Here is a 15,331-nt window from a genome sequence, read left to right on the forward strand (position 1 = left end):
CATACCTCGCCCGCCTCGCCGGCCGGTCGAATTATCGGATCGTGTAATTTGTCCTTTACTCCTAAGTAGGACAGTTTTCTCCGGGCGAACAACGGATGTTGAACTCGATCACCACGCGGTACGGCCGACGGGTCGGGGCGGCCGTGCTCTTGACCCTGGCGGCGACGCTGGGCTTCGTCGCGCTCTTCGCGGCCCACGTCGCGACGACCGGCACGGCGGCGGCCGCGACCGCGTCGCTTGTCTCGGTCGGGGTCGTCGTCACGCTGAACCTCGGACTGCTCGGAATCGTACTGATCGGCAACGTCGCGGTCGAGCTCCGGCGGCTGACGGAGACGGCCGAGGCGGTCGGCCGCGGCGACTTCGACGCCCGCGCCACCTCCGACCGGGGCGACGAGATCGGGCGCCTGTTCGCCGCTTTCGACGACACCCGGCGGTCGCTCCGGGACGCGGTCGCCGAGTCCGAACGCGCCGAGGCGGAGGCGGAGGCGGCCCGCCGGGAGGCGGAGGAGATGTCGGACGAGATCTTGGCGCGCGCCGAGACGATCGGCGGCGCCATGGAACGGGCGGCCGACGGCGACCTCTCGCGGCGGCTCCCCGAGGAGAGCGAGGTCGACGCGATCGAGCGCATCACCGCCGCCTACAACGAGATGACGGGCGGGCTCTCGGAGACCGTCGACGACATCCAGTCGTTCGCGAGCGACGTGGAGTCGACCAGCGAGGAGATGGCGACGCGCGCCGACGAGGTCGCCGGGATGAACGAGGAGGTGGCCGCCGAGATGCGGGCGCTTGCCGACGAGCTGGACGAGCAGACCGATCGGCTTCGCGAGACGGCCAGGGACACCGACGACTTCTCCGCGACCGTCGAGGAGATCGCGTCGACGACCGACGAGGTGGCGGGCGACGCGACCGCCGCCGCCGAGCTCGGGACGCGGGGCGAGGAGCGCGCGACCGAGGCGGTCGAGGCGATCGTCGCGATCGGCGACCTGCTGGCGGAGCTGGACGACCTCGTGGCCGGGCTCGACGACCGGATGGACGGGGTCGCGGAGACGACCGACGTGATCTCCGACATCGCCGAGCAGACGAACATCCTCGCGCTGAACGCCTCGATCGAGGCGTCGCGGGCGGGCGAGGACGGCGACGGGTTCGCGGTCGTCGCCGACGAGGTGAAGGGGCTCGCCGAGGAGACCCGCGAGTCGACGACCGAGATCGAGGCGACCATCGGGGAGGTGACCGAGGACGTCTCCGCGGTCGCCGGCGAGATGGACCGGACGATGGGGGAGCTCGACGAGACGACCGCGGCGGTCCGCGCGGCCGGCGACGCGATCGAGGAGCTCACCGGGACCGTCGAGGACGTGGACGTGGCGATGGGCGACATCGCGCGGGCGACCGACGAGGGCGCGGAGGGGATCGAGTCCGTCGCGGCGCGCGTCGAGTCGGTCCACGCCTCGGCCACCGACGCCGCGGACCGCGCGCGGTCGCTGGCGGGGACCGCGGACGACACCGCCGAGACCGTCGGCGACCTCGCCGAGACGGCGACGGCGCTCTCGGAGCGGACCGCGTCGCTCTCCGAGCGACTCGACCAGTTCGAGACGCGACGGGACGCGGGCGCCGGACCGGCGGCCGAGCCGGGCGCCGCCGCCGACTCGGAGGTGACGGCCGATGATTGAGCCGTCCACGGTTCGGTTCGTGTCCGCGGGGATCTACGCCGTCTCCGCCGTCGTCCTGCTCGCGCTCGCGCGCCGCAAACCGGCGGCGCTGCGCCGGTACTGTTACCCGTTCGTCGCGGTCGTCGCGACCGCGGCCGTCGGCGTCGGGCTGTGGGGGGCCGGGATCGGGACGTTCTCGGTCGCGAACGGCACGCTGGAGGGCGGACAGGTGCTCACCGACTACGTGGCGTACCCGTTCCTGTTCGGGTTCGCGGCGTTCGTGGCGGGGACGAGCCGGCGGTACGTCGGCGCCGTGGTCGCCCTCATCGTCGCGATGCGGGTCGGCTACGACGTCGCCGAGGTGTTCGAGGGGCCCCTCGCGCTGGCGGGCACCGGAACCATCCTCGTCGGCTACGTCGCGCTGGTCTGGCTCTACTTCGGGCCGATCGCGGGCGCGGCGTCCCGCCAGCCGCCGGCCCGCGAGCTGTTCTACAAGAAGACCCGGAACCTCGTCCTGTTCGCCTTCGGGGTCCTCATCGCGTGGGCGATGTTCCAGATCGCCGGGCTGCTCGACGCGTTCACCGGCACGGTGACGCTGGAGTACCTCGACCTGCTCCTGCGCGTCGGCTTCGCGGGCTTCGCGTTCGCGAACGTGGAGACGCTGGCGGCGGGCGAAGAACCGGAGACGAGCGGCGGCTCGGCGCCGGGCGGCGACGCCGGGGCGGCACCGACCGACTCGGGACCGAACGCGGCGACGTCTGGCGCGGACTGACGTCCCGTCCGGCGCGGATCGGGCGGACTGACGTTCCGTCCAGCGCGGGCCGGGCGGACGGACTTATGTCGCCGCCGCCCGGATCGGATCGCATGACCGAGAACGCGGACGGGCTCGACGCCGAGCTCCGGGTGCCGTCCTGCGAGCGCTGTCCGGCGCTCGTCGAGTCGCGGAGTCAGATCGTTGACGGCGTCGGGCCGACCGACGCCGACCTCCTGTTCGTCGGCGAGGGGCCGGGCGCGAACGAGGACGAGCAAGGGGAGCCGTTCGTCGGGCGGTCGGGGGACGTGCTCGACGAGGCGCTGCGGGACGCCGGCCTCGCGCGGGCGGACGTCCGGATCACCAACTGCGTCCGGTGTCGCCCCCCCGACAACCGGGATCCGACGACCGAGGAGCTGGCGAACTGCCGGGGCCACCTCGAGAGCGAGATCGACCGGCTCGACCCCGCGCTGATCGTGACGCTGGGGAAGGTGCCGAGCGAGCACCTGCTCGACCGGTCGGTGGCGATCACGTCGGAGTCGGGCGACGTCGTCGACGCGCGGATCGCGGGCGCGTCGCGGCGCGTCCTGCTCTCCGTCCACCCGGCGGCGACGCTGTACGACCGGAGCCAGCGCGACGGCTTCTTCGAGACGATCGCCAGGGCGGGCGAGCTGAGCGGCGCGGGCGGCGCGGACGGCGGGAGCGGTCAGTCGCGGCTCGGCGAGTACTGACTCGGCCGCGGGAGCGATTCCGGCGACAGCCGGATCGGCCGAGTTCCCAGATGCTCCGATCGGACGGAGTCGGCGGGAGAATCGGACGGAGTCGGCGGGAGAATCGGACGGAGTCGGCGGGAGAATCGAACGAATCGGCAGGATCTACACAGCAAACATAGAAAACGATTAGTCGCGCCAGTCAGACACACGCTTGTATGTCCGACAACAGGCGGTCGGCGAACCGGCGTACGTTTATCAAGACAGCGGGCGCGGGCGGTGTCGTCGCGCTCGCCGGCTGTTCCGGCGGCGGCGGCGACGGTTCCGACGGGAGCGACGGCTCCGACGGAAGCGACGGGTCCGACGGCTCCGACGGGAGCGACGGCGGGACCTCCGGCGAGACGGACGACGTGCCCTCCGCGCAGTTCATCCTGAACCCGGCCGAGGCCGACGTGGAGATCGAACAGCAGTACCAGCCGATGTTCGAGTACCTCGAGTCCGAGGTCGAGGTCGAGATCGAGTCCGACCGCGCGGCCAGCTACACCGCGACGCTCCAGGCGATGCGGAACGAGCAGGGCGAGATCGCGGACATCTCGCCGTCCGCGGTCATCGCGGGCGAGGACATCCTCGACGTCGTCGGGGTCCGGGTCGCGTACGGCGCGGCGCGGTACTTCTCGACGACCACGACGACGCCCGACAGCGGCATCGAGTCGCTCTCCGACCTCGAAGGCGAGCTGATCTACATGGGCGACATCCTCTCCGTCTCGGGGACGCTCGTCCCCCTCACCATGCTGCAGAACGCGGGCCTCGACATCGGGAACGCCCCCGACGGCGACGCGAACGACTTCGACGCGGAGTACTCCGACCACACCACGGCGCGAGAGCAGATGGTCCAGCGCGACGACGTGATGGCGGCGACGACCGGCGCCTTCTCCTCGGCCCCGTACGTCCCGCAGGAGCAGTTCGAGGAGATGTCCCAGGACTTCGTCGACATCTCGGCGGAGTACGAGGGCGCCGGCGACGAGATCGAGTCGTCCGGGACGGAGCTCCAGCTGCTCGCGGTGTCCGACCCGATCCCGCGCGCGCCGCTGGCGACGCGGTCCAGCTGGGACGCCCCGGTCAAGGCCGACATCGAGGAGGCCATCCTGAACGTAACCGAGGACGACCTCAGTCACGGCGACGACTACGACGGCGAGCCGCTCTGGTTCACCGGCGTCCAGGAGGGTAGCATCGAGGACTACGAGCCGATCCGCGACGTGCTCGACCAGCTCGGTCTCGAGTTCGAAGACCTTTCGTAACCACCTCTCAACCTCTCTTTACACCTAATGAGTCGTATTACAGTCGACGGGGTCACGAAGCGGTTCGGCGACACCGTGGCGCTCGACGACGTCTCGTTCGAGGTCCCCCAGGGCGAGTTCGTCATCGTGCTCGGCGTCTCCGGGTCCGGGAAGTCGACGCTGCTCCGGTGTATGAACGCGCTCGAAACCCCGACTGACGGGGAGATCCGCGTCGGCGACGAGCCCGTCAACAGCCCCCGCAACGACATCGCGATGATCTTCCAGCAACACAACATCATCGACCAGATGACCGCGTACTCCAACGCGCTCACCGGGTCGCTCAACCGGAACACCTTCCTCGACTCCCTGCTCCAGCGGCAGGGCGAGGCGGACAAGCTCCAAGCGTTGGAGGCGCTCGACACCGTGGGGCTGCTCGACGAGGCCCAACAGAGCGCGAAGCGCATGTCCGGCGGGCAACAGCAGCGCGTCGGCATCGCCCGAGCGCTGGTACAGGACCCGACGATACTGCTGGCCGACGAGCCGGTCGCGAGCCTCGACCCGGGCTCCTCCCAGCAGGTCATGGGGTACCTCCGGACCGCCGCGCGCAAGCGTGACCTGACGGCCGTCATCAGCCTGCATCAGGTGAACCTCGCCCGGAAGTTCGGCGAGCGGTTCATCGGGCTCCGCGACGGGCGGAAGGTGTTCGACGGCTACCGCGACGAGTTCGACATGGACGTTATCGACGAGATCTACGGCGACATCGACACGGAAGGCATGTTCGCGCCCGACAGCGATCGGGACGGCGACGACGGGTCGATCGACGACGCGTCGTCGAAGCCGGTCTCCGGCGGGGGGATGGGACAGTGAGCTACGACGAGTCCGTCCGGGAGCGCTACGAGGCGATCGTCCTCGCTCGGCGCGTCAAGGCGCTCGTGATGGGCCTCGCGTTCGTCGTGCTCGGCGCGGTGTTCTACTACGCGCTCACCTCCGTCGGCTTCTTCGCGGCCAACATCCCCACCTACTTCCCGAACTTCCTCAACGCGCTCCGCGACTTCTTCCCGTTCCTCGCGCCGTCGTTCCCCTTCGTCGACCCGGGCGGCTTCCTCGAGTACTGGACGTTCATCAATGAGCGGAACCTCATCTGGGGCGGCATCGGAGGCGACACGCCGCTCCTCGGCGAGGCCGGTATCACGCTCGCGATGGGCTTCGCCGGCACCGTCATGGGATTCCCGTTCGCGCTGCTGTTCGGAATCTTAGGCTCCGGCCGCGTGACGCCGTTCCCGTTCAACTTCATCTTCCGCGGGCTCATGTCCTCGATCCGCGCCATCCCGGCGCTCGTGTGGGGGCTCATCTACATCCCGCTCGGCGGGATCGGTCCCGTCACCGCGACGCTCGCGATCGCGACCGACACTATCGGCAACCTCGGGCGGCTCTTCACCGACGAACTGGAGGAGATCGAGGACGGACCGATCGAGGCGATGGAGACGACCGGCGCGAACAAGCCGCAGACGATCACCTTCGGGATGCTCTCGCAGGTGACGACGCCGTTCATCGCGTGGACGCTGTACATCTTCGAGATCAACGTCCGGATCGCCGTCTCGCTCGGGATCATCGGCGGCGGCGGGCTCGGGAACGTGCTCTCCGTCCAGCAGGGGCTGTTCGCGTTCACCAACATGATGGCGACGATCCTCGTCATCCTCGTGCTGATCATCTCCGTGGAGATCTTCTCTCAGCGGATCCGCTCCGCGCTCCGCGAGGGCGACGAGGCGCAGGGCATCGTGGCGCTGCTGTTGGGCTTCCCGCAGCGGATGGCCGAGGCGGCGCTGAAGTGAGGGCGCCGCCGGACCGACCGCGGATCGACCGCGTTCGACGCTCCCTGCGCCACGCGCGTCCGCGTCGTCGCGGCATCGCCGCCGCGCGCGTCCGCGTCGTCGACGACACCGCCGCCATGCGCGCCCGCGTCGTCTGATCCCGCCCGACGCCGGGCCGCCCCGCCCCGCCGCGCCGCCGCGCGCGACTGTCACAAGGGAAACCGACTTTTCGATGCCCCTCCCAGTGAGGGTATGAGCACCTTCGAGCCGCCCGCGGAGACGCTGGCGGACGTCGTTCTGGTCGACTACGGCCTCGGGAACCTCCGGTCGGCGACCCGCGGGCTGGAGCGCGCGGGCGCGTCCGTCGAGATCACCGACGACCCCGAGACGTTCGCGGCCGCCGACGGCGTCGTCCTCCCGGGCGTCGGCGCGTTCCGCGAGGGGATGGAGAACGCCGGCCCGCTGCGCGAGGCGCTGACGGACCACGCCGAGGCGGGCCGTCCCCTGTTCGGCATCTGTCTCGGGATGCAGATGCTCCTGACGACCAGCGAGGAGGCCGACCACGAGGGCGAGGGCGAAGTGACGGGCCTCGATCTGGTCCCCGGTACCAACGTCCGGTTCGACGTCGACCGCAAGGTCCCGCACATGGGGTGGAACGAGCTCGATGTCGAGCGCGACCACCCGCTCGTCGACGGGGTCGACGGATCGGGGTCGGAGACTCCGCAGGCAGACGGACCCACGGGTGGGTCCGTCGACGGCGAGTACGCCTACTTCGTCCACTCGTACTACGCCGAGCCCGACGACCCGGACGCGGTCGTCGCTACCGCCGACTACGGGGTCGACTTCCCCGCCGTCGTCGCCAACGAGGCGGGCAACGTGTTCGGCACGCAGTTCCACCCCGAGAAGAGCGGGGAGACGGGGCTCCGGATCCTCCGGAACTTCGTCGAGTACTGCGCGGAGCGGTAGCGTCGGCGATGGTCGACGACAGCGACTCGGTCCGGATCGGCGTCGACGTCGGCGGCACGTTCACCGACGTGGCGCTCCTCGTCGGCGACGCCCTCACGACCGCGAAGGTGCCGACGACGACGCCCCAGCACGCCGGCGTCCTCGACGGGATCCGCGAGGCCTGCGACGCGGCCGAGATCGACCCGGCGGACGTCGACGCCTTCGCGCACGCGACGACGGCCTCGGTCAACGCCCTCTTGGAGCGCGACGGCGCGCGGACCGCGCTCGTGACGACCGCGGGCTTCCGCGACGTCTTGGAGATCGGCCGCCAGACCCGCCCCTCCCTCTACGACCTGCGCGCCGAGAAGACGCCCCCGCTCGTCCCTCGCCGACGGCGGTTCGAGGTCGACGAGCGCGCGACGACGGAGGGGACCGAGCGAGCCGTCGACCCCGAGTCGGTCCGCGACCTCGCCGCGGAGATCTCCGCGAGCGACGCCGAGAGCGTCGCCGTCTCGCTGCTGCACGCGTACGCGCACCCGGAGAACGAGGCCGCGGTCGCGAGCGTCCTCCGCGGGGAGCTCTCGGTCCCCGTCTCCGCCTCTCACGACGTGCTCCCCGAGTTCCGGGAGTACGAGCGCACGGCGACGACCGTCGCCGACGCCTACCTGACGCCGGAGCTCGACGACTACCTCGGCCAGGTCGTCGCGGGGGCGCGGGAGCTCGGGCTCCCGGCGCCGCGCGTCATGCGCTCGAACGGCGGGGTCGCCGACGCGGCGACGGTCCGCGAGAGCGCGGTCACCACGGTCCTCTCCGGACCGGCGGCCGGCGTCGTCGGCGCGGCCGCGGTCGCGGGCGGCGAGACGCTCGGCGGAGCGGACGGCGCCACCGGAGCCGCCCCCGCCGCCGTCACCTTCGACATGGGCGGCACGTCGAGCGACGTGAGCCTCGTGCGCGACGGTCGCGTCGAGCGAACCGCGGAGACGACGGTCGCGGACGTGCCGCTCCGCACGCCGACGGTCGACGTCGAGACGGTCGGCGCGGGCGGCGGATCGATCGCGTGGACCGACGCCGGCGGCGCGCTCCGCGTCGGGCCGGAGTCCGCGGGCGCCGAGCCCGGGCCGGCCTGCTACGGCAAGGGCGGAACGGAGCCGACGGTCACCGACGCCGACGTGCTCTTGGGCTACATCGGGCCGGACGCGGCGCTGGGCGGCGACCTCTCGCTCGACGTCGACGCCGCCCGCGAGGCGCTCTCCCGGCTCGCCGAGGCGGCCGACATCGGCGGCGACGGCGGGTCCGGGGGCGACGGCGAGACCGCGGACGCCCTCGATGCCCCCGCCGCCGCCGCCCGCGGCGTCTACCGCGTCGCCAACGCGACGATGGCGCGAGCGATCCGGTCGGTGACGGTCGAGCGCGGCCGCGACCCCCGCGACTTCGACCTCGTCGCCTTCGGCGGGGCGGGGCCGATGCACGCCGCCGCGCTCGCCGACCGGCTCGAGATGGACCGCGTGCTGGTCCCCGGTCCGGCCGGCGTGCTGTCGGCGTACGGGCTGCTCGCGGCCGACGAGACCCACGACGCGGCCCGCACGGTCCGGCTGCCGCTGGCCGACGCGACCGCCGTCGACCTCGGCGACGCCTTCGCGGCCCTGACCGACCGCGTCCTCGACGACGTCTCCGACCCCGCGGCGGCCCGCGTCGACCGCGCGGCCGACTGCCGGTACGCCGGGCAGAGCTTCGAGCTGACCGTCGACGGGGGGAGCGAGGGCGAAGCCGGAACCGCCGGCGACGCCGGGTCCGCCGTCGACCCCGACGCCCTCGCCGAGCGCTTCGCCGCGGCCCACGAGCGCGCCTACGGCTACCGGCTCGACGCCGGCGTCGAGGCCGTCACGCTCCGAGTCACGGCCACCGTCGAGGTGGCGGCGCCGACCGTCGCGAGGACGGGCGCGGCCGACGCGGAGCGCGGCTCCCGCGAGGTCGTCTTCCCCGACGAGGGGACCGTCGCGGCGACCGTGTACGACCGCGACGCGCTGGGGGCCGGGGCGACGCTCGACGGGCCGGCGGTGCTCGCGGGGACCGAGAGCACGACCGTGGTCCCGCCGGCGTGGGGCGGGCGCGTCCGCCGGGACGGGACGGTGGTGCTCGAGCGGGACGCGGCCGGGGGTGAGCGGCGATGAGCGGGGACGACGCCGACTCCACCGACGGCCGCGACACCGAGACCGACCCCGACGCCGCCCTCGACCCGGTCACCCTGGAAGTGATGCGCAATCAGCTGGAGGGCGTCGCCGAGGAGATGGGGCAGGTGCTGATCCGCGGTGCCTACTCGCCGAACATCACGGAGCGACAGGACTGCTCGACCGCCCTCTTCGACGCCGACGGCCGGATGGTCGCGCAGGCGGAGCACATCCCGGTCCACCTCGGCGCGATGCCCGAAGCCGTCGCGGCCGTGCGCGAGCGCGACCCGAGCCCCGGCGACGTGTTCGTCCTCAACGACCCGTTCACGGGCGGGACGCACCTCCCGGACGTGACGCTCGTCTCGTCGCTGGCGCTCGACGGCGACGTGGTCGGGTTCGCGGTCTCCCGCGCGCACCACGCCGACGTCGGCGGCATGGCCCCCGGGAGCATGCCGGCCGGCGCCCGCGAGATCCAGCAGGAGGGGCTCCGCATTCCCCCGCTCCGGCTCGTCGACGGCGGCGAGCGCGTCGACGACGTGCTCGACCTGATCCTCGCTAACGTCCGCACCCCGGCGGAGCGCCGCGCCGACCTCGAAGCGCAGCTCGCGGCCAACGGACGCGCCGGCGACCGGCTCGGTGAGCTCGCCGACGAGCACGGCCGCGCCCGCCTCGAGCGCGCCTTCGACGCCGTGATCGACTACTCCCGCGAGCGGATGACCGCGGCGATCGCCGACCTCCCGGACGGGACCTACCGGGCCGAGGACGCGATGGAGGGCGACGGCGTCACCGACGCCGACGTCCCGATCCGGGCGGCGGTGACGGTCGACGGCGGCCGGCTCGCGATCGACTTCGCCGGCAGCGCCCCGCAGGTCGACGGGAACTGCAACGCGCCGCTGGCGGTCGCGAAGAGCGCGGTGTACTTCGTCGTGCGCTGCGTCACCGACCCGGAGATCCCGCCGAACCACGGGTGCTACGAGCCGGTGTCGGTGTCGGCGCCCGACGGATCGGTCCTGAACCCGAACCCGCCGGCGGCGGTCGTCGGCGGGAACGTCGAGACGAGCCAGCGCGTCACGGACGTGGTGCTCGCCGCGCTCGGCGAGGCGGCCCCGGAGCGGGTGACCGCGGGGAGCCAGGGAACGATGAACAACCTCACGATCGGGGCGCGCGGCGGCGCGACCGGCGACCGCGGCGACCGCGACCGCGACGCCGCCGAGTCGTTCACCTACTACGAGACGATCGGCGGCGGCTTCGGCGCGCGCCCGGACGCCGACGGGATGGACGGCGTGCAGGTCGGGATGACGAACACGCTCAACACGCCGGTGGAGGCGCTGGAGGCGGCGTACCCGCTCCGCGTGGAGCGGTACGCCTTCCGCCCGGACAGCGGCGGCGACGGGCGCCGCCGCGGCGGGCTCGGACTCGAACGACGGGTTCGCGTCGAGACCGCCGCGACGGTCTCGCTGCTGACGGAGCGTCGGCGCCGCGCCCCCGCGGGGATCGAGGGCGGCGAGCCGGGCGCCACCGGCGAGAACCTGATCGACGGCGACGCGGTGCCGGCGAAGGCGACCGTCGACGTGGAACCGGGGACGACGGTCACGGTCCTGACGCCGGGTGGAGGCGGGTACGGCGACCCGAGCGAGCGCGACCCGACGGCGCGGGAGCGCGACCGCGCGGACGGGAAGGTGACGGGGGAGGTCGAGCGGTCCGACGACTCCGACTGACGGCGCGCCCTACAGCTCGTCGTAGGGGCCGGGCTTCGCGGCGGTGAGTCGGTCGACCTGCTCGTCCGAGAGGTCGATGGACGCGGCCGCGAGGTTTTCGGCGAGCTGGTCGACGGTGCGGGCGCCGACGATCGGCGCGGTGACGCCGTCGCGGTGGGCGAGCCACGCGAGCGCGGTCTGGGCGGGCGAGGCGTCGACCTCGTCGGCGACCGCGTCGAGCTCGTCGTGGACGTCGAAGTTCTCCTCGGTGAGGTACGCCTCCTGGAAGCGGCTCGACTCGGCCGCCTTCGACTCCTCCGGGAGGTCCTCGTCGCGGTCGTACTTCCCGGTCAGGAACCCCTGTCCGAGCGGGCTCCACGGGGAGACGGCGAGGTCGCGCTGGCGGGCGAACTCCAGGTAGTCCCCCTCGACCTCGCGGTCGACGAGGTTGTACCGCGGCTGGAGCACGGTGAACGGCTCCCACCCCTCGCTGCGGGCGATCGCGTTGGCGCGGGCGACCTTCCAGGCGTTCGGGCGGAGCGTGGAGGCGCCGAGGTAGTGGACCTTGCCGGACTCGACGAGCCCGTTCAGCGTCTTCATCAGCTCGCGGGCCGGCGTCTCGTCGTCCCAGCGGTGGATGTAGAGGACGTCGACGTAGTCGGTGTCGAGCCGGTCGAGGAGGGCGTCGACGCGGTGGCGGACGTTCTTGCGGTTCGTGCCGCGGCTGTTCGGGTCGCCGTCGCGGATCTGCCAGTACACCTTCGAGGCGACCGTGTAGCGCTCGCGGTCGCGCTCGGCGAGCCAGTCGCCGATCCAGCGCTCGCAGTCCCCGCCGCCGTACACGTCGGCGGTGTCGATGTACCGGCCGCCGGCGGCCTCGTAGGCGTCGAGCAGCTCGTGGGCGCGCGCCTCGTCGATCTCCACGTTGCCCGCCTCGGTCACGCGGCCGAAGCGCCACGTGCCGAACTGCAGTTCGCTCGTTCGCAGCCCGGTCCGACCGAGCGGGACGGTGCCGAGGTCGATCTCGTCGAGTTCGGGCGTCATCTCTCCGAACCTTGTCCCGGTCGCCGCAAAAACCTACAGCAACCGGATGCGACGCGTGAACGCCTCTCACGCGACGACGCCGCGGTCCGTCTACGACTCGCCTTCCGAGTCGGCCGCCTCGATCACGATGGCGCGCAGGTCGTTGACGTTCGTGCCGGTCGGGCCGGTACGGAGCAGCGAGCCGGCCTCGTCGAGCAGGGGATATGCGTCGTGGCGGTCGAGGGCGTCGCGGGCGGCGTCCGGGTCCAGCGTCGTCGCGTCCGCGATCCCGCCCGCGGCGTCGGTCGGGCCGTCGATCCCGTCGGTGTCGGCGCTCGCGACGACGATCCGGGGCCCGTCGTCACCGTCGCCGTCCTCCCTCCCGTCGCCGCCGAGCGGTCCCTCGGCCAGCGCGAGGCCGGCGCTCGCCGCGAACTCCGCGTTCGGCCCGCCCGTCCCGTCGGCGTCGCCGAGCGTCACGGTCGTCTCCCCGCCCGAGAGCAACACGGTCGGCGGCTCCGCGGGCGATCCCCGCACCGCGCACTCCTCCGCGATCGCGGCGTGAGTGGTCCCGGCGCCCCGCGCCTCCCCTCGGACCCCCGCGGCGAGCACCAGCGGCTCGTACCCCCGCTCGGCGGCGGCGTCCGCGGCGTCGTCGAGCGCGGTCCGGCCGTTGCCGACGACGAACGCCCGGGCGCGGTCGAACGCCGGGTCGCCCGCGGTCGGCGTCTCCGCGAGATCGCCCGCCGCGCCCGCCTCGAGCCGCTCGCGGACGGACCCCGGAACGTCCAGGTCGTAGCGGTCCAGCACCGCCAGCGCGTCCGCGTAGGTGGAGGGGTCGGGGACCGTCGGGCCGCTGGCGATCGCGTCGAGCGGATCGCCGATCACGTCGCTTATCGCGAGGGTGACGACGGTCGCGGGCGCCGCCGACCGCGCGAGCCGGCCGCCCTTCACCGCCGAGCAGTGTTTGCGGACAGCGTTGATCTCGTCGATCGACGCGCCGCAGGCGAGCAGCCCCTCGGTCAGCTCGCGGAGGTCGTCCGGGGATATCGGGTCCGCGGGCGCCGCGAGCAGCGCGCTCCCGCCCCCGGTGATCGCGGCGAGTACGAGGTCGTCCGGGCCGGCGCGCTCGACGACGTCGAGCACGCGCCGCGCGCTCTCCACGCCGGCGTCGCTCGGGACCGGGTGGTCGCCCGGCAGGATCTCCACGCCCGTCGTCGACGGTCGCTCCGCCGGGTCCTCGGTGACGACGACGCCCTCGGCGAACTCGCGGTCGTCGCCCTCGAGCACGCCGGCGAGCGCGGCGGCGACCTCCGCGGACGCCTTTCCGGCCCCGATCAGGACCACGCGGTCGTAGTCGGCGAGGTCGTACTCGCCGGCGCCGTCGGCGCCCGCGGCCGTCGTCGAGCCCTCGATCCGGAGCGTCCCGTCGCGCACCGAGACGGCGCTCGGGATCAGTCGGTCCGGGCGCGCGGCCGCGATGCCGGCGGCGAGGCAGTCGAGGGCGACGCCGTGGGCCGGCGTCCGGACGAGTCGGTCGCGGTCGCGGAACGTCACGCCGGGCGCGCCGCCGTCCGAGGCGTCGCCGTCCGGCGGAGAGTCGTCGCTCATGCGGAGGCGGTCGGCCGGGGACGACATATATCCACGGGGGTCCCGCTCGCGCGTCCGCGACGGTCGCCTCGCGGTGCGCGCTACTCTCCCGCGGTCGCCTCGCGGTGCGCGCTACTCTCCCGCGGTCGCCTCGCGGTGCGCGCTCGCCGCGATGGCGGCGATCCGGAGCGGCTCGGGCCGCCGGAAGCCGTCTCGCACCAGGTCGCGGACGGCGGCGGCCGCGCGGCCGTCGTCGAGGCCGATCGCGCGGACGAAGAGGGGGTCACCCGCGGGCTTCCCGTCGGGTTCTCCGCCGCGCTCGACCCGCACCCGCGGCGGGAGCGAGCGGTAGACGCCGAGTCGGCGCTCGAGGGCGTCGCCGTCGAACGCCTCGCGGAGCGCGGGTTCGAGCCCGGGGCTCGGCTCGTAGCTCACGGCGTAGACGGGGCGGTCGAGGACCTCGTGAAGCCGGCGGAGGTCGAGGAGGTTGAACCACGCCGGGGCGACGCCGGCGCAGGCGACGTGGCGGACGTCCTCGCGGCCGAGCGCGTCGAAGAGGGCGATCGCGGCGTCGGTGGCGTCGGTGCCGCCGACGGCGCAGCGCTCGAAGCCGAGTCCGTCGAGGGTCCCGTCGGATCTGACCACGGCGCCGGCTAGGCGGCTGGTTCGGTCGCCGTCGGAGAAGGCGATTCCGAGCGTCCGGCTCGGCGCTGTCACTCCGCTAGTTCTCTTCGGACTTGATCTCCTGGAGCCGGTCGAGAAGTTCGTCGTTGGAGGCGCCGGGCTCGTAGTCGACGGAGCCCTCGTGTACCTCCTCGGCCGCTCGGACTCCGTCCTCGTCGTCGAAATCCGCGTCCAGGTCTTGGTTCTCCTGTTCGGATTCGTCGTAGCTTCCGAAGCCCATATGTGTGTAATACTAACACCCCACCAGTGATAAATCCCCTGCCGGGATCGGGGTCGGGCCCGCACACGTTTTTACGCCGCGAACGCCCTCGTGTGGATATGGAGCCGATCACCGTCACCGCCGACGCGGAGGAGTTCACCTGCAACGCGTACCTCGTGCCCGGCGAAGCGCCGACGCTGGTCGACGCCGGGACGATGCCGGGCGTCGACGACGTCATCGCCGACGCGCTCGCCGACGCCGGCGTCGACGGGTTAGACCGGGTCGTCTTGACCCATCAGCACCACGACCACGTCGGCGAGCTCGACGCGGTGCTCGACCGGTTCGACGCGACCCTCTACGCGAACGCCTCGCACCCGCGACGGGACGTGGGGATCGTCGACGGCGACGAGATCCTGATCGGCGACGAGCCCTGCGAGGTCGTCGAGAGCCCGGGCCACGCCGACGACCACGTCGCGTTCGTGGGCGAGGAGCGGCTCTACTCGGGCGACGTGGTCGTGTACAACGACGGCGCGTTCGACGACGGCTCGTTCGGCCGCACGGACATGGCCGGCCAGTCGCGCGAGGACCTGATCGAGAGCCTCCACACGATTCTCAACGTCCTCCCGGACACCGTCGAAGCGATGTACCCCGGCCACGGCGACGTCTACCGCGCGAGCGACGGCCCAGACACGGTCCGCGAGGTCATCGAGCGCGCGACCGAGCGCGCCGAGCGCAGAGAGCCGAAGTACCCGGGCGAGTAGGGGACCAATCGCGGGATCGACGGCGGCGACTATTTATAAATGGATGTGCGGTGGCGCGTGCCGGCGAGC

The 15,331-nt window shown here is 72.8% G+C and carries 15 protein-coding genes; 11 read left to right on the forward strand and 4 right to left on the reverse strand.

Annotated features, from left to right (window positions below; genetic code table 11):
* Nucleotides 1-95: 95 nt before the first annotated feature.
* The 10 genes from DJ81_RS12115 (at nt 96) to DJ81_RS12155 (ending at nt 11,026) form a co-directional block, all read left to right on the forward strand.
* Nucleotides 96-1,667: a methyl-accepting chemotaxis protein gene (locus DJ81_RS12115; RefSeq protein WP_094589907.1), complete on the forward strand. Its 1,572-nt coding sequence runs from the start codon at nt 96-98 to the stop codon at nt 1,665-1,667.
* Nucleotides 1,660-2,418 (forward strand): bacteriorhodopsin, encoded by a 759-nt coding sequence (locus DJ81_RS12120; RefSeq protein ID WP_094522159.1) that lies wholly within the window; start codon nt 1,660-1,662, stop codon nt 2,416-2,418. Before DJ81_RS12115 ends, DJ81_RS12120 begins: the two co-directional genes overlap by 8 nt.
* Nucleotides 2,419-2,510: 92 nt before the next feature.
* Complete coding sequence (locus DJ81_RS12125) at nt 2,511-3,128, forward strand: uracil-DNA glycosylase family protein (protein ID WP_094527020.1); 618 nt, start codon at nt 2,511-2,513, stop codon at nt 3,126-3,128.
* Between the two features lie 197 nt (nt 3,129-3,325).
* On the forward strand, nt 3,326-4,405 hold the full coding sequence (locus tag DJ81_RS12130) for a PhnD/SsuA/transferrin family substrate-binding protein (RefSeq protein ID WP_094527019.1): 1,080 nt from the start codon (nt 3,326-3,328) through the stop codon (nt 4,403-4,405).
* A 27-nt stretch (nt 4,406-4,432) separates the two neighbouring features.
* Nucleotides 4,433-5,251: a phosphonate ABC transporter ATP-binding protein gene (locus tag DJ81_RS12135; protein WP_094522156.1), complete on the forward strand. Its 819-nt coding sequence runs from the start codon at nt 4,433-4,435 to the stop codon at nt 5,249-5,251.
* The gene (gene phnE, locus DJ81_RS12140) at nt 5,248-6,216 is read left to right on the forward strand and encodes a phosphonate ABC transporter, permease protein PhnE (protein ID WP_094589909.1); all 969 of its coding nucleotides are present in this window, start codon (nt 5,248-5,250) and stop codon (nt 6,214-6,216) included. The genes DJ81_RS12135 and phnE overlap by 4 nt, the downstream gene beginning before the upstream one ends.
* Nucleotides 6,213-6,353 carry a hypothetical protein gene (locus DJ81_RS19265; RefSeq protein WP_170938312.1) on the forward strand — a complete coding sequence of 47 codons (141 nt, stop codon included), beginning with the start codon at nt 6,213-6,215 and terminating at the stop codon, nt 6,351-6,353. Before phnE ends, DJ81_RS19265 begins: the two co-directional genes overlap by 4 nt.
* A 94-nt stretch (nt 6,354-6,447) precedes the next feature.
* Nucleotides 6,448-7,161, forward strand: coding sequence for an imidazole glycerol phosphate synthase subunit HisH (hisH, locus tag DJ81_RS12145; RefSeq protein WP_094589911.1), 714 nt, complete (start codon nt 6,448-6,450; stop codon nt 7,159-7,161).
* Nucleotides 7,162-7,169: 8 nt separating this feature from the next.
* Entirely contained in the window at nt 7,170-9,311 is a 2,142-nt protein-coding gene (locus tag DJ81_RS12150) for a hydantoinase/oxoprolinase family protein (protein ID WP_094589913.1), read from the forward strand.
* Nucleotides 9,308-11,026 (forward strand): hydantoinase B/oxoprolinase family protein, encoded by a 1,719-nt coding sequence (locus DJ81_RS12155; protein ID WP_094589915.1) that lies wholly within the window; start codon nt 9,308-9,310, stop codon nt 11,024-11,026. Before DJ81_RS12150 ends, DJ81_RS12155 begins: the two co-directional genes overlap by 4 nt.
* A gap of 9 nt (nt 11,027-11,035) precedes the next feature.
* Here the strand turns inward: DJ81_RS12155 and DJ81_RS12160 are convergent, their stop codons facing one another.
* The 4 genes from DJ81_RS12160 to DJ81_RS12175 form a co-directional block, all read right to left on the reverse strand.
* Nucleotides 11,036-12,049, reverse strand: coding sequence for an aldo/keto reductase (locus DJ81_RS12160; protein WP_094522150.1), 1,014 nt, complete (start codon nt 12,047-12,049; stop codon nt 11,036-11,038).
* Between the two features lie 90 nt (nt 12,050-12,139).
* Nucleotides 12,140-13,639, reverse strand: a complete 1,500-nt coding sequence (locus DJ81_RS12165; protein WP_094589917.1) for a glycerate kinase — start codon at nt 13,637-13,639, stop codon at nt 12,140-12,142.
* Between the two features lie 111 nt (nt 13,640-13,750).
* Nucleotides 13,751-14,335: a DUF99 family protein gene (locus tag DJ81_RS12170; RefSeq protein WP_094589919.1), complete on the reverse strand. Its 585-nt coding sequence runs from the start codon at nt 14,333-14,335 to the stop codon at nt 13,751-13,753.
* A gap of 4 nt (nt 14,336-14,339) precedes the next feature.
* A complete protein-coding gene (locus DJ81_RS12175; RefSeq protein WP_094522147.1) occupies nt 14,340-14,522 on the reverse strand; it encodes a DUF5786 family protein in 183 nt (60 codons plus the stop codon).
* Between the two features lie 98 nt (nt 14,523-14,620).
* On the opposite strand from DJ81_RS12175, the gene DJ81_RS12180 reads away from it, so the two are divergent.
* Nucleotides 14,621-15,262, forward strand: a complete 642-nt coding sequence (locus DJ81_RS12180) for an MBL fold metallo-hydrolase (RefSeq protein WP_094527014.1) — start codon at nt 14,621-14,623, stop codon at nt 15,260-15,262.
* Nucleotides 15,263-15,331: the final 69 nt, after the last annotated feature.

This window comes from Halorubrum sp. Hd13, from assembly GCF_002252755.1.
GTDB lineage: Archaea > Halobacteriota > Halobacteria > Halobacteriales > Haloferacaceae > Halorubrum.